This is a genomic window from Chitinophaga ginsengisoli (assembly GCF_003014595.1).
GTDB lineage: Bacteria > Bacteroidota > Bacteroidia > Chitinophagales > Chitinophagaceae > Chitinophaga > Chitinophaga ginsengisoli.
Window position 1 is genome coordinate 228,333 of record NZ_PYGK01000011.1, and the last position, 22,224, is coordinate 250,556.

Consider the following 22,224-nt stretch of genomic DNA (forward strand, 5'->3'; position numbering starts at 1 on the left):
TTATCTCCTATTATCCCGCCGCATTCAGCGCCTTATTCAACAGCATCTGCCCAACATCACTATAACTAAGAGACAAGGCCACTTTCCTTCCCTCTTCACTCATTTTTGCCCATGTCTTTTGCAGAATATTAATCATCTTTTCTTCTGCATGTTTTTTTATAAGATCATCATACTGGAATGACAGGAACACCAGGCAAAGCGCATCCTCCATCGTCTGGACCTCAGTATCTGTCTTAAGTCTTTTCTTCAGTACAATCTCATTGACCCGGGCAATGATATCCGCATCATACCCCACCGACTGCAATATTTCTGTCGCTTTCCTGGCGTGAAAATGTGACTGATCATTTCTCCATGTCAGATATCCAACTCTTCCCTCCGGGTACGTTTTCCTATCGATTTCCCATCTCCCTATGTGCTGGCACCTCGAAGCAAGTAAAAGCGGCTCGCTGGCTTCCGGATTCAGTTTCTTCACCCATTCATACAACTGAATGGCGTAAAAATATTCAGATGGATAATGCTTGCCGTCCCACATTATCGTGGAAGGGTCCTGTTGGTTATAAGCATCAAACAATTGAAAAGCCTGTTCTATTTTTGTCATAAAGACTTATAATTTTAGTACTGTCATCGCTCAAGTCATTGCAAATATAATAAAGAGAATACCATATATCATGAGTAAAGTTCCTTGTCGTCACTGTCTTAAAATTCGCCACTATTCAGAAAAACGGCGGCAATTATCGATGAACCATAAGTAATACTTTATTTTATCATATAAATAAAAAAAGTATATTTATCCCGACATTTAGCCCTATAGACTCCAAGTCTGAAGCTATTAACCTTAAATACCTTAAATAAGTAATCTCAAATCAGCATGACACCCATGATCCGTCTAACTTTTATCGCTTTGGTAATTACGTTTTCCTCAACGGCTGTTTTTGCAGGCATTAGAATTCCTTTTGGGGAAAGAGAAGTATTAGACAAAGTGTATGACTTACCCAATACAGATGAATTTAAAGCAGACGATGGCAATTTTATTGACCTGGCAACATTTCATAAAGAATACAACATTGCTTACTTCCTTCCATTATACGTCACCGAAGAACCTAAATTGGTTCTTTTTGATGAAAAAAAAGACGCTTTCTATGACCTGCCTCAAGACAAAATAGATGCGATCCTGGCGTCACAAAAGCTAAATAAAGAACAACTTAATAAATTGCCTTTCTACACAAGATATGGCGGTAAAATAGTTGCGCTATTGATTATTGGGGCATTGATCTGGGGCCTTATTCCTTCAAAAAATGAAGAAGTAGAACCTAAGGAAGTCTAAACTTAACCTTTTTTCAAATGCTGTATTGATGTTGAGGTGGCACCACCTCAACATCAATACAGCGTTACAATTTTAAGCGCTTTTTTGGAGCGGGTTTTAGATTTGCTTTTCGCTTTATCCACTTCCACGTCAGCACCAATCCGGTAACACTGACACTCAGCCCGCCAATCATCAGTACCCCAACAACGAAATCCCACAATGGTCGTCTGTAAACCAGCCATTTAAAATCCAGGCTATGGAGCCCGTGGTACAACCATCGTTCAAGCCTGCTCAATTTCTCATGCTTTAAAACCACCTGGCCGGTCTTTAAATCTACATAGTACCAGGTTTCCTGCAGCGTAGACATCTTCACACGCAGAACTGGCAATCGTTTTTCATTATACTTCGAGTAATAGTAATCGTCATACTCACTAAGTACCTTGCTTTCCTTGATCCCTATGCCCGGATTCAGTGCCTGCACCATTTTTATGAACGGTCGATAATCGAACTTTTCGAAAGGTGTGCCACTATCAACATCTGCCGGCATCAGGCGTGTATGATCATCGTCTTCATATGCCAGATAGTAAGGTTTGCCGTTTAATTGTATCAAATGAATTTCCTTAACTGAGATCTCATTATTCAGACGCTGGATGACCTTCGATGGGGACAAGCTGAATAGTGCCGCTTTCATCGGTCCACCTGTCCATTGCGCTGTTTCCTCTATGTCAAGCCTGGTCATTGGGGCCCAGTCCCACGGCGTCATTGACAACAATCCGCTGAATACCCAGGTGAAAACAACAATGCCGAATATAAAGCCAGTGTAATGATGCCAGCGAAACCAGCGCTTTTTGTATGGACTGAATGCGAGAGAGGACTTATCCTTTCGCTTATACCTGACCAATCCCATAACAATACCTGCAATACACATAATGACACCTAACGAGGATATCCAGATGATAATATCATTCCAGAGCGACCGGTTCCTTAGCAGCACAGTCAGATAGATCCAATGCGGTATGGGGCCTAACCAGGCCAGAAAGCGCTGGCGGGCGTTAACTCGCTGAACAACTTCTCCGGTTTGCACAGACACATACATGTAAGTATCTTCATCATCATCCATCTGCATCTGGTACACCGGTGTAGTGTAGCCCTGCGACCGCGCTCCTGCCATCCACTGATCAATTTGGGTCAATACGGCTGTCTTGCGCACCCTACATGGCTTCCCGAAGGTGCTGGCCAGCTTATCCGCCAGCACGGAATCTGTTCCTGAAAATAGCTCCCCGTTGTCCGCAAATACGGCTTTGTAATCGCCCCTGGTGGTCGTAAGACGGTAAACCGGCCGGCCGAGCATCATACCCAACCGAACCGTCCGCATTGTGTCTTTCACGCCAGCGATTACCAATGCCTCATTTAAATTCAGCTTACATAACTGCAAGTCCACCGGTGCTAGGTTTTGCAATTTTTCATGCTGCCGCATCGTTGGATACCGCACGTACATCATCGCGAAACCTGACAGAAACCATACAACGAAAAGTAAGCTCAAAGCAAAGCCCAGGTAGCGATGAACCAGCAAAAAAAATTTAATAGTAGTTTTCATGCATTAAAGACTGTAACGTACTGTAACAAGAAAGTTTCTGGTAGTTCCCGGTGAGAACTGATTAGCGAAAATCGCGTTGGCGAAGTATTTCTCGTTAAAGACATTGTTCACATTCACTCTCAGTCCGATCCGTCCAACGCGATAGCCCAGCGCAGCGTCGAAAACGGTATAAGCTGGCAAAACGAAGCTATTGGAGCTGTTTGTGAAAGTTTCACTCATATAATTAGCACCGCCTCCAATGCTGATTCCTTTCGCAGCTCCGTTCTGGATCTCATAATTAACCCAGGCATTAACAAGATGCTTCGGAGCAAAGGCAACGGTCTTACCAGCTACCGCATTGGTTTCGCCAGATGAAAAAGGAAGGATCTTCGCGTTCGAGAAAGTATATCCCGCCGTTACATCTAACCCCGGTAGCAAGCTGCCGTTTACTTCCAGCTCAAAACCTTTTGATTCCACCGAACCAATCCGCTTGTAAATTCCTTCCGGAAGCGCTTCCAGCTGATTGTTCTTTCGCATGTAATAACATGCAAGATTTCCCGACCATTTTGTGGAAAGCTCCAACCTACTGCCGACTTCTCCCTGATACCCGGTTTCCGGATCGAAAGTCTCACCATTCGGGGCCACTCTACGCGAAGGTTTGAAATAGGTAGAGAATGACCCGTAAACTGACAATGGCTCGATTGGCTGATACACGAGTCCCAGTCTGTAGGTCAATGCCGATTTCGAAATGTTCGACTCTACACCGTGCGCTGTTACGTGACGGCTTGCATCTACTTTGTCAGTGTAATAAGTCCCATCAAAGATGTCATAACGAAGGCCAGCGACACCTTTCAGTTGATCAGAAAAACGAATAAAATCCTGCAGATAGATCCCATGGACATTCTCCATGGTCGCGCGGTAGTTCACATCAGTATAGCTCAGGTAACCCTGGTTCAGCACCGGGCTCTTAACGGGGATAGTTGCATGGAGACCAGGGCCGGAAATATCTCCGTTGTAAGTCTTTCTATCCAGTATGCTGACCGAATATCCTGCCAGTAACTTATGTCCGATCGGCCCTATGTTGAAATCATAAGTCAGTTCCAGCTGATTTTGCCAGGGCTTTGTCAGGTGGTTAAAGTAAAACGGGAACGACCGCTGCAATGAATCCATCGTCGCGTTAAAGCTCAGCTCTTCCGTTGAGAAATAGTTGATATTGTCATCGTAGTATGAGAGCTGGTCTGACAGTCGCAGGTTGTTTGCTAACTGGCGGGTGTATTTCAGCTGAAAATCGTAGCGGGTATGTTTGAGAAAATCCTGGGGATCGTTGTAACGGGTATTGACATCCATTCCTGGCGCTACTTTACTGCCTTCCAGCATCGGTATGCCAGCATCAGTGTCGTAAATATCCTTATTGGCGCCAATGGTCAGATAGAACTGATCTTTGTTGGTCGGCGTATATTCCAGTGCCAGATAACCGTTGTTGGTATTCGATCCGGCATGTCTGTACCCATCGGTGCCGGAGATGCCAAAATCTACACGGTAACGCAGTTTATCGTTGATAGGGCCGCCTGCACCCGCACGGATCCTTCTCGTGTTGAAGCTACCATAGCTGGCAGAAAAATCTGCTTTGAAACCTGCAGTCGGTCTTTTTCTGACAATGTTGATAATCCCTCCCAGCGCTGAATGCCCGAACAAGACAGAAGCTGGCCCTTTTAGCACCTCAATAGACTCGACATTCGCCAGATTAGTATTCGGAGCACTGGTGGAAATGTTATGACGTTCGTCACGCACACCATCCACCAACAACACAAAATTCGAAAAGCCCCTGATCGTGAAATGCTGGAAGCCGCCGTAGGTATTATTGGCCCTCACGCCGGTAGTGTTCTTCATTGCTTCGCCCAGATCGTCAACTCCGCGTTGCTCAATGGTTTTTACTGATACTGTCGATGTAGTGACCGGCATATCGCGAAGCGGTACGTCAATCTTGTTGACCGTTGAAAAAGCTTGTCGTCTGACTGTGCTACTCACTACCTCAGAGAGTTCGTTCGTACTGATATTGAGCTTGTAATTCAATTCGAGCACCTGTCCTTCCTTTACGACGATGTTTTCCTTCTTCGCCTGGTGGCCTATGCCACTGGCCAGGAACGTATAACTTCCTGCCGGAACATTCCTGATGTCAAACCGGCCATCTCCATCGGTGACGGTAGCATAGCTGGTACCTTCCAGCCGCACACTGATACCAGCGATGGCGTCTCCCTTCTCACTTTGAATAGAGCCGCTGACCCGGCCCGGTGCAGCACCGAAACTCAGTACAGAAGACAATAAAAAAAAGACCGAGAGAAGGAATGAAAATGAATTTTGTGCCTGTTTGCTGTTAGTCCGCGAACAGCAGAATGTAGGTGTTTGCATACTTCTAACTTATAGATTAAATGAGTTAAAAGCTCTTTGCAGCATTTTACGGCACTTTCGGAAATGAGCAGGAGGAGGACGCGCCAGACTGCGCTGGTGTTGAGGGGTATCCAACAACCATTATAAATATAATCCAGACCGACCTGCTCTATTGCGCGAAAGCGTCGTCCACTGGAAAAGGCAGGTCTCCTGACTTGTAACATTTATACCATCCTTCCCATCCGCCTGGTGGCGGACAGTGGATATGTTCGATATAAACTTTGGTAGTTACTTACAGTTGCGCGACAGCTCGTGATTTACACACGATTCCCTATTAATCTACTGAAAAGCAAAACCCTTCCCGTTGGAAAATAAAGTAAAGAACTTCTTTGGGTCGCGAAGATATAGGAATAAATCAAGATTGAGATTAAAATCCGGAACAAATACTATTCTACAAAAGGAGAAGACTAATTGATCATATTCTATAGGAGTCTGAATCCCTCTACTCTCCGCAAAGCCGGGAGCTGCTTAAATCAAAAGACTTGAAGTCCTCTTTCACTCTGAGTATAAAATCTGCGATCATTAACACCTAATTAACAATATTGCATTAGAATAAATCTAGCTTTATCATGGTTATATAGATGCAATGGGAAAATGATTTTCCAGCACTTTAATTGTTTATGGCCATACATCAATTCTAACATTTCTATTGACCAAATTGTCGGGGCGTCCAAGCGGCCTACACATTTACAACCATCCATCATTTCAACTTATTAATGCTTACAAAAATGCGAAAGTTCATGTTGGCACTGACAACACTGTGCCTATTATTTATATCTACCAAAGGCCAAGACCATACCTTATATCATTCAGTACACCAAAACCTCGACAGTAATTTCATTATTTCTGCCAGCTATAAGCCACTTTCAAAAGACGGTGTCGTTATCCTGGAAGAAAATCACATGAACCAGTACAACGCTATTAACCAGTTGTTGTCAATTAGTAAAAATAACAAGGGTGAGATCCCTATTAATAAAATCGTCCTGGAAGGACTATATTACCCGCTCAGATCAAAAGTCATTTCTTTTGACGCCGCGCAGATAGAAGAACGACAGATTTATCTAAAACTATTAAAGTCACTTGTAATTAATGAGTATAATTACGATGATAGTTCTAGTATAAGCAATGCAGAATTTCTTCATCTAGGCTATGGATTCGAATTATTGCCTTCAGAAAATCCAAGAGATTATCAAGCCTGTAAAGAGCTATCAGACAGCCCTTTGATCTACCTATTAAATATGAATTACTTTGCGGCATCCACTGCTGTTATAAGTACTGAACAGGATATTGAAAATCTCGAATATTATTTTCGTAGTAAAAAAGACAACAACTCTTTATATAAGCGTTGTTACGATAGACAACTAAACTTTTTAAAGCTGGTCAGCAAACGAACAGATACGATTGCCTACAATACAAAAAATCACTATGAAAAATATAAACGCGTATTTTGTATAGAGGGCATGAGGCATACGTCTTTATTAACTGCCCGTCTTGAACAGCAGAATATCCCGTATGTTGTTATCACCGAAAAAGTAAACCTCGTTGATACAAGAAGGACTTTAATAAAGCCAACATTAAAGATAGATCAATTCAGGACTAAATTATATATCGAAAAAGAATACCTCAAATGTCTGTTAGCAAATGCAGAAAGCAAAGGTGTAAAACCGGAAAGATACTTTTCGTTCTTGAATGTAAAAAAAATATTGGATCAGTTTGAAATAGTAAAAAATCCATTAATCAGTGACGGCCTATTGTCTTTCGATGTTCACAGTAATGAACAGCAACTCTATTATAAAGACCAGATTAACATAGGAAATCTGCCGGACATTTATTATAGCATGGTAAAAGAACCAAATGAGGATCCGTCTTCAATGCTGACCGCTCCAATTGTAAAACAGACAATCTTAAAGGATAATTTATCATTTAAGCAGGCCAGAGAATCAATTTATTCAACTATTAAAACATATCTGGATTCTGATCTATATCGTTCAAAAAGTAATTTTTTAAAGTATCATTCTGTAGAAGGAGGCCCCTCCAAAGAAATACATTGGAGTGACAACATTCTGTTTAATAAAATAAAAGACCTTGATTTAAATATTCAGGCTCAATGCTCTAAAGCAAAAAACAATCGTCCTGACTGGTATTATGAAGGGAATGAAGGCAATTTGATCGGTGAGGTAAAATACATAAGGAACAGGGCCACATTTTCCTATGTTAAAAAACTGCTGGTAAACGATCAGATTGAAAGCTATTTGAAGGATCCGAGGCTAAATGCACAGGCACTTGACTTATACATCCTAATTGACGAAGAAGGGCTCAAAAAACAAGGCGTCAAAATTGAACAAATAAACATATTTAAGAGAATGCTGGATTTAAGAATGCGAAAATTAAATTTAAGCTTGGAGAAGAATATAAATGTGTACTACCTGATAGTCATTAAGAATTTTAAATATGCTAAGGCACGTCAAGCGGCATAAAGAGGTCAAAGTCCTTTCAAACTAAATTAGATACCCGGAATTTCTGCGTTTATTTGGACCGGGTTATCAGGTACCTGTCAATGATATAATAGCTATCTTTGCAATGGCTTTTTTACAATCGAAAAGAGAAGTATGAAGAAAATCGGATTTTTATCATTCGGACATTGGTCCAATCATCCAGGCTATCAAACCCGTACGGCAGCCGACACATTGCTTCAGTCAATTGATCTGGCTGTCGCTGCCGAAGAAATCGGTTTAGATGGTGCATATTTTCGGGTACATCATTTCGCAGCTCAATTAGCATCTCCATTTCCTTTGCTTTCCGCCATCGGCGCCAAAACGAGCAGCATTGAGATTGGAACGGGCGTTATTGACATGCGTTATGAAAACCCCCTCTATATGGTGGAAGACGCCGGAGCCGCCGATTTGATTTCGGGCGGACGATTGCAACTGGGAATCAGCAGAGGGTCGCCGGAACAGGTAATCGACGGATGGCGTTATTTTGAATATGAACCAGCGGAAGGTGAGACTGACGCTGACATGGGACGCAGGAAAGCCTTGCAGTTTTTGGATAAACTGAAAGGTGTCGGATTTGCACAGCCAAACCCCCACCCGATGTTTCCTAATCCACCAGGCTTGCTACGATTGGAACCCCATTCTGAGGGATTGCGCGAGCGCATCTGGTGGGGCGCGGGCTCCAATGCCACTGCTATCTGGGCTGCCGAAAACGGAATGCACCTGCAAAGTTCTACCCTGAAATTCGACGAAAGCGGGAAGCCATTCCACATACAACAGGCAGAACAGATCAGGTTGTACAAAGAAGCATGGAAAAAAGCAGGACATCAGCGCGAACCAAGGGTTTCAGTGAGCCGATCTATATTTGCATTGATAAATGACCAGGACAGGCATTTCTTTGGGCGCGAAAGCAATGGAGCCGACAAAATTGGTTTCATTGAAAAAGATAAACGCGCCATTTTCGGAAAAAGCTATGCCGGGGAACCAGATCAGCTCATTAAAGAGTTGGCACAGGACGAGGCTATTCAGGAAGCTGATACACTGCTTTTGACAATTCCCAATACCCTGGGAGTTGACTACAATATACACGTGCTCTCGTCTATTCTGAAGTATGTCGCACCCGGACTGGGCTGGCGTTAAATTGTATGGTGGCGAAGTTCATATTTTGCCTGCGGGAAATTAAAAAGCCTTCAAATCTTCGGACTTGAAGGCTTTTTATTACTATCTATAGTGCAAGGTTTAATGTTCCCTTCACCATATATCTGTCACTTAGCCAACTACTATCATCACATGCAATAAAGATGCCTCGCAGTACCTGCTAAGGCTTAAGAATGATACTGCCGGTAGTCTTCCGGGATTCCATGTCAGCATGTGCTAAAGCTGCATCAGCCAGAGAATAGACTAAAAGATGTTGTACATCGAATATGCCCTTCTCAACCTGTTCGAATACCTCTTTCATCGCTTCGCCTTTCTTATGCTGATACCCCGGATAGTTATTGAGCTGAGCCTGTACGAAATGAATGTTTTTTTGATCAAGCGGCAGCGCATCTACCTCTGGCCAGCCGGATGCGCCGCCATAAGATACAAAGGTGCCACCCGTTTTGATCAGATCCATGGATCTGTCAAAGATGTCTTTGCCAACACTGTCATATATCACATCCACACCGGCACCGCCTGTGATAACATTCACACAGGCAATAAGATCTTCATTTTGTAAATCAATTACATGCTCATAACCCCGTTGTTCTGCCAACTGCTTTTTAGCCGGACTCCCTACCGTGCCTATAACAATAGCGCCCAGCGACTTCGCCCATGCACTTAACAACGTACCTACGCCTCCCATCATTGCAGGAATAAGTACGTACTGCCCGGCTTTAACCGCATAACCATCCCTGATCAGCATTTTGGCCGTAAGGCCTTTTACCATAACTGCAGCCGCTACATCAAAAGTGATATTATCAGGTAATCTAAAGATATCATCAACGCTGATCACTCTTTTTTGTGCATATGCCCCCGTGGTGGCATAGTAGGCCACCCTATCCCCCACTGCGAACGATGTTACACCCTCACCAATGGCTGTTACTATGCCAGCGGCTTCCAGGCCGATTGGCGCAGGATATGCCGGTAGTGGGAATCTCCCACTTCTGAAGAAAACATCCAGGAAGTTTACGGCAATGGCTTTTTGCTCAATTAATACTTCATTCGAACGCGGGCCGGCTAAATCAATTGTTTCATATTTCAGAACTTCCGGCCCTCCGGGTTGTTCAATAAGAACAACACCACTTTTTGTTAAGATACTCATCTAAGGTTTTTTTTGTTCCTGCAAATCTATTCGCACTCCACCTTATGATGAATGCCAGGTCCCTTTAAGGAAGTACTTCCCTCCAGGGAAGTGTTTTTCCCCCGCGGAAGTAGTTACATTTGTCTCATGGGAACATCAAGGCTTACTGAAGAAACGTTGTCAAAAGCATGTATACAGCATTTTAAAGCCATTGAAGATACACAGTACATACTGACCGGCAAATGGAGGATATCCATCATTGCAATGCTGGTATTCAGGAAGATGCGCTACCTGGAACTACAGCGCCTGTTAAATGGTATTGGCACTAAAATGTTATCCAAAGAATTACAGCATCTGGAAATTAATGGATTGGTCAGTCGCACCGTCCGGAATACGAAGCCTATCACGGTAGAATATGAGCTTACAGCATATGGAAAATCGCTGAAACCTTTATTAGACGAGATGGCACGTTGGGGTACAGCACATAAAAAGCGTATTGTAAAGGAAGTCGGCACAAAATAAGTGCTGCCCCAGGTCATTTCTTTATGACCTGGCCTTATAATATAGGAAACTTAATAATGTAAAAGAAAATTTCCCGGTTTTAACTACTTTTGCGGCAAAACTGACTTTTGATCCAGGTCTGATCAGTAAGTCAGGCATAAGCCGATATTCCTAAACGTTCCAATTCTAAGCAAACCATTGATAATGAGGAAAAAAAAAGAGAATGTACGAGAGGTGTTTCCTGCAACTATCGATAGACTAATAGAGCGGGCACAAGACGCCGGTATAACCCTGACAGATGCGGCCATCGCTGCCGAACTTGGCATCCCGATAGAAACTTTTAAAACATACTATCAGAAGGACAAAGCACCTTCTGAAATTTTCGACCTGATGCGGAAGAAATTCAAGCAATTTATCGGTACACTATACATTGAGTGTGTGATCCTCCCCGATGAATTTGATGAAGCTGATGCAGATGAGGAAGAGTAGGAAAGTGAAGATGGATCAGCTGCTAAACAGACTTATTCCACTTTGGAAATACCCCGAAGATATCCTGGTGTTGTCTTAATAAGCTCCGCTTTAAAACTTCGGGGCAATCTGTATATCCGGTATCGCACGTTACGTACCAGTATATATTTAATGCCTCAATATTTTCCCGGGTCATCTGCTTTTTCCATGCTATATGTGCCGGCGTCTTACCAAACTGCTGGCCTTTGATGATTTCATCTTTCAGACCACTTATTCCTTCCTTTCTGTTTGAGATTGAACCATCCTTTTCAATTTTTCCGGAATGTCCGATGTAGATCAGCTCCACTCTCCCCTTTTTTAATGCATAGATGACATATACGCCACTCTTACCAGCTGGCGCATTACATACCGTCTGGAGATCCTGTTCCGGAGTGAGGAAGAAATGGCCCTGCTCTTTGTATTTATCTAGTATGTCAAACATCCTGTAAAGATAGGTTGTACCTGCATAAAGGTCCAGTCAAAAAAAAAATTGGTAAAGTATAATCGTTTATGCATCTTTGCACCCTCATTGTGAGGTAGAGCAGAGGTAGCTCGTCGGGCTCATAACCCGAAGGTCAGAGGTTCGAATCCTCTCCTCGCTACAAAAAAAGTCCCGGTTCACGAAAGCGCGATGTAAGTCGCGCTTTTTTTGTGCGAGAAACTTTGACTGGTGCGGGTTTCGGAGGGTTTTGGATACTAAAGTAGCTTAAATAAAATCAAGTGAAATGGTGCCCCTTTCGGTGACCTTTCTGGTGCCTATCTTTGTGGGGCACGCGGCAAAATGATATGCTTTGTGGTGGGTTTGAAGAGCGAATTTTTTTAACGCTTAAATGTGACAAAATGAACGTAAAGCAGAATTTGTCGGTACTAGTCTACCGCAAGAAGAAGAATCCCGCAAGCGGGATGGTATTTATTTATCTCCGGGTTACCATTGATGGCATTTCTGATGAAATAACCTCCGGAATTAAGATCAAAGACGAACACTGGGATAAAGAACGAAAACAGGTCACCGCCGGTAACCCGGACTACAAGAAATATAACAAGACCCTGGAACTAATGAAGGCCGATCTCCAGCGGCATTTTGACCTCGTACAGGCGTTACATGGCCTGGCAACCCCGAAATTGGTATTAGACTCCTACCGCTCCCCTATTAATGGTAAAGATCAACAGCAACAAAAAATTGCCAATCTGGCTTTTAGTGAACGACTGGATGCGCTGATATGCGATTATATCAAATATTGCAAGTTTGAGAAGAAGGCGTATGAATTTGATGCGGTGCCTTCATCAGAGAAAAGGATCATTCTTGAAGATCGACGGAATGGTATTAAAAAAAGGCTGGACGTCGTTACCAGAGAGGCAAATGCTATCTTTGATAACAAGAGTCATCACAAGACACTCGTCTTGGCGATTGATGAGTATCTACTAAACTTCCTTTTGCTGGCGTTCAGCGGCAATCGTTCTCCGAATAGCCTGGAGAAAATGATCGGCAGGAAAAATCGGTATCTCTCCTTTATTAGATACCGATATAAAGCAGATGATCTCGCTGTTGAAAAGTTGGAGTATAAATTCATTACTGACTTGTTTAATTACCTGCTGGTTCAATGGGAAGTGAACGAGAATTCAGCAACTAAGTACTGCCAATGTCTGAAGGAGATTATTGACCGGACGGTGGCAAATGGTTGGCTACAAGCGAATATTTTCGGCCTGTTTAAGTGTAGCTACATTGAGCCAGACAAACTCTGGCCGAGTATGGACGAGTTCGTGACATTGCTTAATGCGGATCTGTCTAAGCAGAGCCTTCGAGAAATCCGGGATATTAATATCTTCTGCGGAATGACAGGGCTAGCCTATCAGGAAGTATTTGATCTTAGCCCAAAGGACATTGTGAAAGGATCGGATGGAGAGCTGTGGATTGAGAAAAAGCGACAAAAAACAGATGGAGATGTAAGCTTGCCTCTCCTACCCCTCGCACTGGAGATCATTGAGCTATACAAAGATCATCCAATATGCCTACGCCGAAACCGCCTCCTACCAGTGCCCACTAATCAGGCGTATAACCGGGGAATTAAAGAGATTGCTACTGAGACAGGGGTTAATATTATTAACCACAGCCATCAGTGGCGGTACTTCTTTGCAAATGAGGTTGTGTTTAATAACGGGGTGGATATTAAGACCACCGGAAAAATGCTGTCGCATAAGTCAGTGAAAACGACGGAGATCTATGTTAAGGCGAATAAGAGGAAGATTAGTGAGAGTATGGGAATGGTGAAGGAGAAGCTGTTTGGAAAGGGGACGAAGTTAACTAGGAAGAAACATATTTCCTATCCAGATCATTCAACTGACAACAAAGTGGAAAATCACAGTATAACCACCCCGCTCCGCATAGCATACGTAGCTGACGACAAATAAACTTATAAACGGTCAACTTCTATTCAAAATGGTTGACCGTTTATAGTGTTACCATAGTTTACATTAACTGACACCGGCATTTGTTCCTTACATAACCAATTTTTCCCACCTACTAGGCATTACAATATTGGGTCATTACAGAACGCAACAATAAATGCGTAAAAAGTACACATTTATAAATATTTTTGTGTAGTTTGAAGCAAATAGTTTGTGAATAATTCTTGCGAAAGGGATAAATGAAAAAAAATGAATAGATTGATATTAATTGGAAATGGATTTGATTTAGCTCATAATTTAAATACTAGTTATAATAGCTTCTTACTCGGGCACCTTAAACATTCCTTTAGTGGCTTACAACCAACCAAATCATATCAAAGTGGCTTATTTGACATAGGAATACCGATACATGGAAGAGGTTTTGACTTTGATTCGCTAATTGATCACTGCTATAAAGAAAACACCCTAGCTGATTTATTAGAAAACAAAGTTCGCATTAAAGGATTTGCGTATCCCAGAGACGTCTACACTGTGTCTTTGAAATCGTCCTTCTGGCTTCATCTTGCGAAACAATGCTCTTTGGCGACCTGGGTTGAAATCGAAAATGAATACTACAGTCAATTGAAAAACATAATATCCCCTCCTATGCATAGATCGGGAAAGGGAGAATCAATTAAAAAGCTAAATGACTCAATGGGTGAAATAACTTCAGCACTAGAAGCCTATTTATACCGATTACCTAAGCCCCTTCGAACAGACAAATATTCCGATTTGTTTAGTCAATCAATTAATTTGGAAGAGATACCTGAAATGTCGGCTGTTGGCGGAACAATTGAACCCTCGCGCACGTTAATCTTAAATTTTAATTACACTTCTACTCCTGAGATATATCTTGATAATATTCGTAACTCTGGCAATTTTTCCATTAATTATATACATGGAGAATTGCAGAAACCTAGTAATCCTATCGTATTCGGATTCGGAGATGAAGTGGACTCACATTACAAGAACATTGAGAATTCTGGAATCAACGGGTGCTTTGATCATTTAAAATCATTCTGGTATACTCGGACAAAAAATTACCATGATTTAATAAAGTTTATCGGTCAGGATGCTTATCAAGTATTTACCTTAGGGCATTCTTGTGGCTTATCAGACAGAACTATGCTCAAAATGATATTTGAACACAAAAATTGCGCTGCCATTAAGATCTTTTACCACGGAAATACTACGAAAAATAACTTTAAAAGATTGACTGAAGACATCTCCAAGCATTTCGATTCTAAAGCTCAAATGCGTGAAAAAATTACTCCCTTCCCTTATTGCGAATCAATGCCACAAGCTAACCAAGTTAACTAAATCTAAATAACTGGCTGAGAGGTCCACCCACCGTCAACATTTTTTGTAAACGTTGGTTGACTAATTAAGGTATTCCCAATGAACTAACATAACATGTCACTAAAGGATAATGTTAAGTCTATGACCTCGGAAAAACCAATGGACATAATGGACCGGATATTTGTATTGAGGGAAGGACGCATAATATTGATATAGAAGTGCAGGCATCGGTACTTACTCCGCCTCAAATCCTAGAGCGCACTAAAGGTATTATAAGTTGACATATTTATATTACGGGCTGTACCGTTTGAAAAGAAGCATTTAATAACGTTCGGTCCAAAACAATTAGGGGTCCAGGTCAGTTTCCATCAGGTTGAAAGAATACGAGCGTGTTATTTCGCATATGTATTATAAACGATCATTCTATATAATGATTCCGTCATCCGGCGCGGGGCTTATGGTCTTTAAACCTGTGGATAACTATACCCATGCCTACGAATATTATGATAGTGATCGTGAATATCAGTATGATGCACCCCGGCCTCATAAAATATTAAGAATTATTGCGGAAAAAAGGAAAGTATACAATTGTCTGAATTCGGACCTTTTGTTCGCAAGGAATATCCGGTCCCAAAGGCGAGAGTATACTTAGCCGCAGAGGTCGATTTTGACTTATCAGTGAACAAAGTCTAGCCCTATCGTCTAATGTTAATATCTGTATGGATTCTTTATATTGGTTCTCCTTTTCGGAGAAAGCATTTGAAAACCGTGATTTGTCAATAGAAATCTATCAATAGGCTTTGCAATTGATTCTTTATGATATCCGGCCTCAAGGGAGACAAATTCAGCAGCTAGTAAATCTGGTTGACTTATGAATCTATTATATAGCATATCATATTGTGCGTCGCTAAGCTGATCTATATGAAAGCTTTCCCCCAGAACTTCTAGTGTTTGCCTATCATCACATTTTCGTTTACTACATTTAATTTTTGGCTTACCCAACTTATCTTCCTCCAACAAAAAGTCTAATATCTCTAACATCGGTTGGCCATTTATAAATGTGATGAATGCAACCGACCCCAAACGATTATTTAAATAACCCAAGTAGCTATTACGGTTGTGTATTTTCTCGCTGCTCATAAGTCCTGAATAGCTGATTTTCATATTTTCTTCAAATGCTTTGACTGCTTTATCAAATACGCTTATTTGTCTAAGGCTAGAAGTGGCCATTTCATATAGTTGTTTGTCAAAATGTCCGGCAATGGCAATTACGCATTTATTCATTTCATGCACTTTGGTGATAGTGTCATACGTTATTCTTATACCTTTAGACGTATTCTTGGTGATTCTCCTTCTCGAATCAGAAGCTATATATACTTTATCATTTATCCGGATAATTACAATACAAGTAGACTTAAGTGCAATGGGTATAAGCAGCATTGAGATAACTAGTAATAAGCGCATATATAATAGTGATTTGTTTATGAATATGGTTTCTGCCAGGAACTATGGCTAATATACTTTCCGTCTATATTTAGCTATAGGCGTATGACTGTGAAAAGAGTTATTGAGATTTGGGAAGTTGAAGTTACCACCATTTAGAAGTGACAATCTTATAATTTAACTGTATTATAGAATTTTGAGTAGCTTCTCATAGTTTGCACTGTATGGTTATTGCCAGTGAAATAGTCCCCTCTTGGTTTACTTTCTTGACCTGCCCTAAAAAGGAATCTTTTAAGAATAGCGGTCTTACATCATCTTTTGCCGCATGATCAGCTGTCTCCTTTACTAAGCGGTATGTTGCAACGGCTTCTAAAAAGAGATAACAAGTAATCGGTTTCATTAAATAGTCGATGGCATTTAATCCATAGATCTCCACTGCAAATTGACTGTGACCTTGACAAAAACATCAGCTATATAAAATTTAAACACAAATACCTTGGAATATATTAAAGAAAGAGATTTTCCCGACTATGAGGAGCTGCCATACACCGAAAATACATTGATTGAGAGTATTGCTTGTCTCTTTTCTCCTACTATGTTAGGAAATTTTGCTTTCACCGAGAACGTATACTGTATGGGTCCTACATGAGCTTACAATCATTGGAAGGCCAATTATCATATTGTTCCAGCTATACAATTTGCCATAGCCACCTATAACTGGTAAATTCACAATGACATATTAAATATACTTACACCCTAAAGTCTATACATTCAATAAATGCCCTTATATGAAATACTTACTTATTCTGCTAGGTAACAACGAAGAACCGAAGAAGTGGCTGAAACATTTAAGGTATGACAACTACTAAATGTTTCTGCTGGAACATTACAAACATTACGATTAAATAGAACATTGCCGTATACGAAGCTTGGAGGCGAACTACACTATGACTATAAGGATATTGAAAGGCTTTTGGAAAAAAAGAAAAGGAACTTACGCAATCCGCGGGGAAATAGATAAGTATCAATAGGACAAAGACGCACCGACAATGCGGACTTTTAGAGGTATGCTATTAGTTAGTTTCAACTGTAGCATTTTGTGAATAGGAATAGAACATTTAGGTGATAACATTTTTCGGATCATACTGGTAACGAAAAATCCGAGTGTGGAACTAAAGTATATAGGCATCGGCCGTTGCTAGAAAAATTTGTTGATAACTCTTTTTAGCTCATTATACTCAAGCGGTAATACTGAAAACTTTCTTTTAAGGTTGAACAATAATGCCTCCTTCATCTTCGCAACGTTCCTGCCGGAAAATGCCTTGGCCACAGCATACTCGGCTATGTCAGTCCGGGGGCCGATCACCCGGTTGGTGCTGTATAACATATATAAGAACTCGATCAAAATACCCAAGACGTTAGGAGTATCACAATATAAGGAGCTTAACATATCAAGTGAGTTCATGACCTGCCTAGTTAAGAGACGACTGTTGTGAACAACAATTTTGTAAAGAATATCTGCTGACATGGGAACCTCCCGATAGTTAAGCAGGGCTAAACGGTATAAATAATCCCTGTTTTCAGCCAAACTCATTTTACTATCATTCGTCAGCAACTCTAACAATACTAGGGTTGACATGCAGCTCACCACCTGTTCATTGCGGATCAGGACTTTAAACACCTGATCGTCGGCATATAGAATCGCGTTCTTATCTTTTGCGATTCGGGCAGTCGCATTAAAACTTGCTCCTAATGTACGGTTTCTTTCTCTATCGTTAAAAAAGTCTTCACTGATTTCTGGTGAGATAATATCACATCTCCTTTTTATAACCTCCAGCAACTCATGCATACTTTGATACCTCGATTCCAGCTCCGCCTGTTCTTCGAAAGTAGTCACCACCTTACCATTCACTTCTTCGGTATGACTAACAAACTGACCCGTCTTTAACTCAGCAAGTTCTGCAATTTCCGCTTCAATATGAGCCACCGTTAGAGAGGATATATACATTTGACTGGAAAACAGCTCTAACAACTTTAAACCGTCGATGTAAAAAAGTGATAGTAGCGCCGTCAAATCAATGACCATCGACGCGCCTTCCTTGAAGCTTGTGACAGAAGCTCTTATTGTCTCATTATCATCCAAGGAATAAATTCCCGGCTCAGGCGTACGCGTAAGCTTCTGCCAGTATTTATAAGGCGACATGCCCAGGATTGTGGCATTACAACCAATCGTGGTAATACCTTCTTTATAAAAATCTTCCAACCGTTTTGCCTCCTCCAAAAAAGGTGTGATGGCCTTTCTCATTTGATGCAACAGGTCGCCTCCAGAATCCGGCCTCACTTTAAACGATTTGATCGGGCTCTGATCACCATAAAATATTTCTATCTGCGCCAAGGAGTCCTGCAAAGCGTGTGCTTCTATGCTTAAAATATTGATAACCTTGTAATCATCCCCTCCAAAAACAATCGTATCGCCTAGCTCTTTGCCCAGCACCTTCTGATACAAACCTGAAGATGGATCTATTTCATTATGTCTGGAGGCCTGCGCTACAATAACCTTTTCTATCGTCTTAGCATCATCAGTGTCTATTTTGAAAAACGTGTTAAGACCGATGACCGCTGGCTTAGGTTCCATCTCTGCTTTACGTCGGCGCTTGAACATATAATTACAATAGTAATGATGGGCTTCTCCATCGTTATATTTGTCATTTCTTATCTGAAGAGCAAGCGATGAAGCCTTTGCATAGTTACCGGACTTCTCAAAGATATCCACGATCAGAAACTGAAAACTAAGCGGAATACCTTTGAAATCGACAATGTTTTCCACCAACTTGAGCGCTGATTCGAATTCCTCAACTTTTGTATGTAATAGGGCCAGATTAACCCTGATCTGACGCTCGTCGGCACCTTCTGACAACTGTTTCTCCAATAATTCAATTGCCTTGCGGTATAAGCCAGCAGCATCATATATCTGTACCAAATACTCGATCAAAAAAGTATTGTTCTCATCTTCCGCTAACAATGGTTCTGCAATCTCAATACAGCGCTTATGGTTACCTGCTCCGAAATAAGCTTTCAGTAATTTTCTAGTTAACTCAGAACATTGGTGAATATCAGTATGCGGGAGCAACACCGCAATAGCCTTCTGATAGTCCTTATATAACATCAGCATGTCGGCAATGTCCACAACCGTTATTATGTCGGCTGTGGTGCCGAGCTTGGAATTGGCTGCATCCAGTTCCTGAATGATCTTTTCTTTACTATCCTTGTTCAGGTGGTAAATTTTGGCTCTGATCACATGACCGCTACTAGCACCGAATTCATCCTCGATCATCTGCGTGGCAAAGATCATGGCATTATCCACCAATTTCCGGGCTAATAACAGTTCTACCAGGATATTGAGCCAGAATAATCTTTCCTCAGCAGATGTAATACTTTCCAGCTCCACAGTAAATGCAGATATTAGTTCATCACTTATCTGGCGATGTTGTAGGGCCAACTGCGCTTTTGAAATAAGCAACTGCTGACGTTCCTGATCTGTAAGGAACAGACCTTCCATCTCTGCAATTAATTCCTCAGCCTTACCCTTATCTTCCTGGCAGAGGTTAAACAGGTGTCTGTACGTAAGAAAACTCTTTCGGAGCTGCAAAGAGGCATTAAAATCGGCTATTGCGCCTGCTTTGTCCTGCAATGCTCTTTTGACAACACCCCGATTGGTCAGCAGATACCATTTGGAAGCGGCATACTCTGTGTTTTTAATGATCTCCAGGGCGCCATTGAATTTTTCCAGTGCGTATAACAATAGATCTTTGTCCTCTTGATTGAACTGGCCCAGCCAGTGGGCTCCTTTTAGTGAAAGCGTAAGAATCCTGTTATTAGCCAACTGGCTCAAGATCTCACATTTAACAATATCGATCTGTTCATAACTATTATCCAGGTCCTGATAGATTCTAAATGCTTCCGCCAAATATTTCCGTTTGTCAAGCGCTAACCCTATGTTGATACCTACCACCGGGATTTTTTGAAGCGCTACCGGTATCAACTGATCTAAAGTAGCCGGTGTAATGTTCCCCTTATGTATAAATACCAATGCTAGAGCCGCATTCTGGTTTTCCGGATCAATGGTCAGTGATTTTTCAGCTAGGGCGGCCGCATTTGTAAAATCCTCTTTAATCGCGTATCCTAAAGCAATAAACCCCAGGGCTGCAGCGTCATCTTTGGAAGCGTAGTTCTGGAGCTCTATGAAATATTCTGCTCCCAGCAGTTTTTCATCCAGATTAAAATAGGCTATCCCATAATTAAGTGTCAGCTTGTACCTGGCCTGATCAGATAATTGGCGCCAGCGATTTTTTTTGACCTGCTCCAGGGCTGCAATAGCTTGGGAATAATTATGGGTTTTCATCAATTGGGCCAGATCATCGATGATATCAGAGACATCCAACAGGTCCTCCGGTGCAAATCCCGTTCCTCTAAGCACGCTCCATACCGCTTCTGGCTCCACGATTCCCTTCTCTATACTTCCAAGCACCTTGGCTTTCTGTGTGTCCGTTTGGGCCTTCTGCCGAAAATCGTTGATTAATTTACTGATCGCAGGATATTTGCTTTTGGCAACTTCATGATAGTGGCGGATGGAACTAGATTTATATATCAGATCACCCTTTTGTAAGTTACAATGACTGTGTACGGGCACTAGATTCTCAGGACTGTTTAGGTCATAATCAGGGTTCAGTTCAAGGTCCTTCAGTATATTTACCAATTCCGGTCTTTGGGTATAAGACTCCGGAATAACGTGATCTATATGCACATTATTTAGCTCCAGCATGTCCCCGCAATAGCAACACTTCCGGTTATGTCCCAGCCATATGGCCCAGCGGTCAATGTGGCTAATCTTTGTCTTACTCATCTATATCAGCAATATAAAAACGTAATTTACACGAAAACGTGCATTTTTATAGCGGTGTTTGTCCAAACACTAGGTTGAATAAGGCAATTCAACTGCTAGGCAGTCGGGGCGCGGATTCTTGTGATTTTTTTTTCCACCTGCATTGCTATCCACAAGGACGCTACGCCACCGCTCAATCACTTCGAATGGAACTTCAACGGCCTACTTTAGAGCTATAGCTATAGTCAGTGTATAGTTAGCGGTCATATGACACCTCAGCATGTTACGGCCAATCCAAACGCTTTTCAAGACAACTTGCTTATACATAAAGATAAAGAAGCTTGAACGAAGTTCATTATTTCAAGGGACCGGCTGCACATCCTCGGAAATTATTTAGTAGTCGGTACAGACTGCGTAATAGGCTCAACTATAGGAATGAGTTTCAACAAAAACTCATTCTTTTTTCATTCCTCCTCTCCCAGAAAGTATAATATATCCCCTGTTGTGCGCTCGGCTAATTTATAGATACTAACAAGTCTTAGGTCTTTTTTACCCTGCTCTACTTTAGAAAGCCAGGAATGGTCTAAGCCAGTATCAGCAGCAAGTTGGCGCAATGAGAGGTTATTATCCTTGCGGTATTTTATCAACCTGACCGCTATACGGTCTAAAATATACTGATAGTCTTGATCTTCCTTGTTTGTCATCAAATTGAAGTTGAAATGTTTTTTTAAAAAAAGTGTAGTCCGATCTTACACCGCATTGTATTTTTTCTTAGCTTGCAGTTATTAAACTGAGCTCGAATGGATTAAAGTCATTAGCAATAAAGAATTTTATATAGCTTTGCGATCTTCATAAAGATTTTCGCATCGAAATTGTCTTGGTTCCCGAAACTGCCCATTTCTAACGACCACAAGGCAACGTCGAGTAGCGCCATGCACTAGCGTGGGCGCTCGCGTTGTTTGGTCAAGGCGCTGGGCAGTGCCAGGGAACATCAACGTAGAGGCCCACGTTTTCTTTTAGACGTTGGTTTCTGCATTCATGTGTCCT

The 22,224-nt window shown here is 41.7% G+C and carries 15 protein-coding genes, 1 tRNA gene, 1 pseudogene and 1 riboswitch; of the genes and pseudogenes, 9 read left to right on the plus strand and 8 right to left on the minus strand.

What is annotated here, in order from left to right; genetic code table 11:
* Nucleotides 1-10 precede the first annotated feature (10 nt).
* Nucleotides 11-598, minus strand: coding sequence for a DUF4202 domain-containing protein (locus CLV42_RS23565; protein WP_106604386.1), 588 nt, complete (start codon nt 596-598; stop codon nt 11-13).
* Between the two features lie 279 nt (nt 599-877).
* On the opposite strand from CLV42_RS23565, the gene CLV42_RS23570 reads away from it, so the two are divergent.
* Nucleotides 878-1,324 (plus strand): hypothetical protein, encoded by a 447-nt coding sequence (locus CLV42_RS23570; protein WP_106604423.1) that lies wholly within the window; start codon nt 878-880, stop codon nt 1,322-1,324.
* A 64-nt stretch (nt 1,325-1,388) separates the two neighbouring features.
* Here CLV42_RS23570 and CLV42_RS23575 read toward each other — a convergent pair whose 3' ends face one another.
* The gene (locus CLV42_RS23575; RefSeq protein ID WP_106604387.1) at nt 1,389-2,900 is read right to left on the minus strand and encodes a PepSY domain-containing protein; all 1,512 of its coding nucleotides are present in this window, start codon (nt 2,898-2,900) and stop codon (nt 1,389-1,391) included.
* A gap of 3 nt (nt 2,901-2,903) precedes the next feature.
* Nucleotides 2,904-5,288 (minus strand): TonB-dependent receptor, encoded by a 2,385-nt coding sequence (locus tag CLV42_RS23580; RefSeq protein ID WP_106604388.1) that lies wholly within the window; start codon nt 5,286-5,288, stop codon nt 2,904-2,906.
* 162 nt (nt 5,289-5,450) lie between these two features.
* Nucleotides 5,451-5,642, minus strand: a riboswitch (cobalamin riboswitch).
* A 425-nt stretch (nt 5,643-6,067) separates the two neighbouring features.
* Between CLV42_RS23580 and CLV42_RS23585 the strand changes: the two genes are divergently transcribed.
* Nucleotides 6,068-7,804, plus strand: a complete 1,737-nt coding sequence (locus tag CLV42_RS23585; RefSeq protein ID WP_106604389.1) for a hypothetical protein — start codon at nt 6,068-6,070, stop codon at nt 7,802-7,804.
* Between the two features lie 132 nt (nt 7,805-7,936).
* Nucleotides 7,937-8,959 carry an LLM class flavin-dependent oxidoreductase gene (locus CLV42_RS23590; RefSeq protein ID WP_106604390.1) on the plus strand — a complete coding sequence of 341 codons (1,023 nt, stop codon included), beginning with the start codon at nt 7,937-7,939 and terminating at the stop codon, nt 8,957-8,959.
* A 178-nt stretch (nt 8,960-9,137) separates the two neighbouring features.
* On the opposite strand, the gene CLV42_RS23595 is transcribed toward CLV42_RS23590, so the two are convergent.
* Nucleotides 9,138-10,121 carry a quinone oxidoreductase family protein gene (locus CLV42_RS23595; protein WP_106604391.1) on the minus strand — a complete coding sequence of 328 codons (984 nt, stop codon included), beginning with the start codon at nt 10,119-10,121 and terminating at the stop codon, nt 9,138-9,140.
* 126 nt (nt 10,122-10,247) lie between these two features.
* Here CLV42_RS23595 and CLV42_RS23600 point away from each other — a divergent pair, with 126 nt between their 5' ends.
* On the plus strand, nt 10,248-10,622 hold the full coding sequence (locus tag CLV42_RS23600) for a winged helix-turn-helix transcriptional regulator (RefSeq protein ID WP_106604424.1): 375 nt from the start codon (nt 10,248-10,250) through the stop codon (nt 10,620-10,622).
* Nucleotides 10,623-10,805: 183 nt separating this feature from the next.
* Complete coding sequence (locus tag CLV42_RS23605; protein ID WP_106604392.1) at nt 10,806-11,090, plus strand: hypothetical protein; 285 nt, start codon at nt 10,806-10,808, stop codon at nt 11,088-11,090.
* Nucleotides 11,091-11,112: 22 nt separating this feature from the next.
* On the opposite strand, the gene CLV42_RS23610 is transcribed toward CLV42_RS23605, so the two are convergent.
* A complete protein-coding gene (locus CLV42_RS23610; protein ID WP_106604393.1) occupies nt 11,113-11,550 on the minus strand; it encodes a hypothetical protein in 438 nt (145 codons plus the stop codon).
* Nucleotides 11,551-11,638: 88 nt separating this feature from the next.
* Between CLV42_RS23610 and CLV42_RS23615 the strand changes: the two genes are divergently transcribed.
* The 3 genes from CLV42_RS23615 (at nt 11,639) to CLV42_RS23625 (ending at nt 14,873) form a co-directional block, all read left to right on the plus strand.
* Nucleotides 11,639-11,710 (plus strand) — tRNA-Met (locus tag CLV42_RS23615).
* Nucleotides 11,711-11,948: 238 nt separating this feature from the next.
* A complete protein-coding gene (locus tag CLV42_RS23620) occupies nt 11,949-13,517 on the plus strand; it encodes a site-specific integrase (RefSeq protein ID WP_170117622.1) in 1,569 nt (522 codons plus the stop codon).
* 246 nt (nt 13,518-13,763) lie between these two features.
* Nucleotides 13,764-14,873, plus strand: coding sequence for an AbiH family protein (locus CLV42_RS23625; protein ID WP_106604395.1), 1,110 nt, complete (start codon nt 13,764-13,766; stop codon nt 14,871-14,873).
* A 687-nt stretch (nt 14,874-15,560) separates the two neighbouring features.
* Here the strand turns inward: CLV42_RS23625 and CLV42_RS23630 are convergent.
* The gene (locus CLV42_RS23630; RefSeq protein WP_211303520.1) at nt 15,561-16,136 is read right to left on the minus strand and encodes a hypothetical protein; all 576 of its coding nucleotides are present in this window, start codon (nt 16,134-16,136) and stop codon (nt 15,561-15,563) included.
* A 1,030-nt stretch (nt 16,137-17,166) separates the two neighbouring features.
* On the opposite strand from CLV42_RS23630, the pseudogene CLV42_RS34620 reads away from it, so the two are divergent.
* A pseudogene (locus tag CLV42_RS34620) lies at nt 17,167-17,316 on the plus strand (hypothetical protein); the annotation flags it as partial.
* A 177-nt stretch (nt 17,317-17,493) separates the two neighbouring features.
* On the opposite strand, the gene CLV42_RS23640 reads toward CLV42_RS34620, so the two are convergent.
* Both CLV42_RS23640 and CLV42_RS23645 read right to left on the minus strand, forming a co-directional pair.
* The gene (locus tag CLV42_RS23640) at nt 17,494-21,117 is read right to left on the minus strand and encodes a PIN domain-containing protein (protein ID WP_170117623.1); all 3,624 of its coding nucleotides are present in this window, start codon (nt 21,115-21,117) and stop codon (nt 17,494-17,496) included.
* Nucleotides 21,118-21,641: 524 nt separating this feature from the next.
* Nucleotides 21,642-21,881 carry a helix-turn-helix domain-containing protein gene (locus CLV42_RS23645; protein WP_106604399.1) on the minus strand — a complete coding sequence of 80 codons (240 nt, stop codon included), beginning with the start codon at nt 21,879-21,881 and terminating at the stop codon, nt 21,642-21,644.
* Nucleotides 21,882-22,224: the final 343 nt, after the last annotated feature.

Coding starts and splice junctions, on each gene's coding strand:
- CLV42_RS23565 (WP_106604386.1), bottom strand. CDS start 598: ATGACAAAAATAGAACAGGCTTTTCAATTGTTTGATGCTTATAACCAA.
- CLV42_RS23625 (WP_106604395.1), top strand. CDS start 13,764: ATGAATAGATTGATATTAATTGGAAATGGATTTGATTTAGCTCATAAT.
- CLV42_RS23595 (WP_106604391.1), bottom strand. CDS start 10,121: ATGAGTATCTTAACAAAAAGTGGTGTTGTTCTTATTGAACAACCCGGA.
- CLV42_RS23645 (WP_106604399.1), bottom strand. CDS start 21,881: ATGACAAACAAGGAAGATCAAGACTATCAGTATATTTTAGACCGTATA.
- CLV42_RS23640 (WP_170117623.1), bottom strand. CDS start 21,117: ATGCTGGAGCTAAATAATGTGCATATAGATCACGTTATTCCGGAGTCT.
- CLV42_RS23570 (WP_106604423.1), top strand. CDS start 878: ATGATCCGTCTAACTTTTATCGCTTTGGTAATTACGTTTTCCTCAACG.
- CLV42_RS23605 (WP_106604392.1), top strand. CDS start 10,806: ATGAGGAAAAAAAAAGAGAATGTACGAGAGGTGTTTCCTGCAACTATC.
- CLV42_RS23590 (WP_106604390.1), top strand. CDS start 7,937: ATGAAGAAAATCGGATTTTTATCATTCGGACATTGGTCCAATCATCCA.
- CLV42_RS23580 (WP_106604388.1), bottom strand. CDS start 5,288: ATGCAAACACCTACATTCTGCTGTTCGCGGACTAACAGCAAACAGGCA.
- CLV42_RS23600 (WP_106604424.1), top strand. CDS start 10,248: ATGGGAACATCAAGGCTTACTGAAGAAACGTTGTCAAAAGCATGTATA.
- CLV42_RS23610 (WP_106604393.1), bottom strand. CDS start 11,550: ATGTTTGACATACTAGATAAATACAAAGAGCAGGGCCATTTCTTCCTC.
- CLV42_RS23620 (WP_170117622.1), top strand. CDS start 11,949: ATGAACGTAAAGCAGAATTTGTCGGTACTAGTCTACCGCAAGAAGAAG.
- CLV42_RS23585 (WP_106604389.1), top strand. CDS start 6,068: ATGTTGGCACTGACAACACTGTGCCTATTATTTATATCTACCAAAGGC.
- CLV42_RS23630 (WP_211303520.1), bottom strand. CDS start 16,136: ATGAATAAATGCGTAATTGCCATTGCCGGACATTTTGACAAACAACTA.
- CLV42_RS23575 (WP_106604387.1), bottom strand. CDS start 2,900: ATGAAAACTACTATTAAATTTTTTTTGCTGGTTCATCGCTACCTGGGC.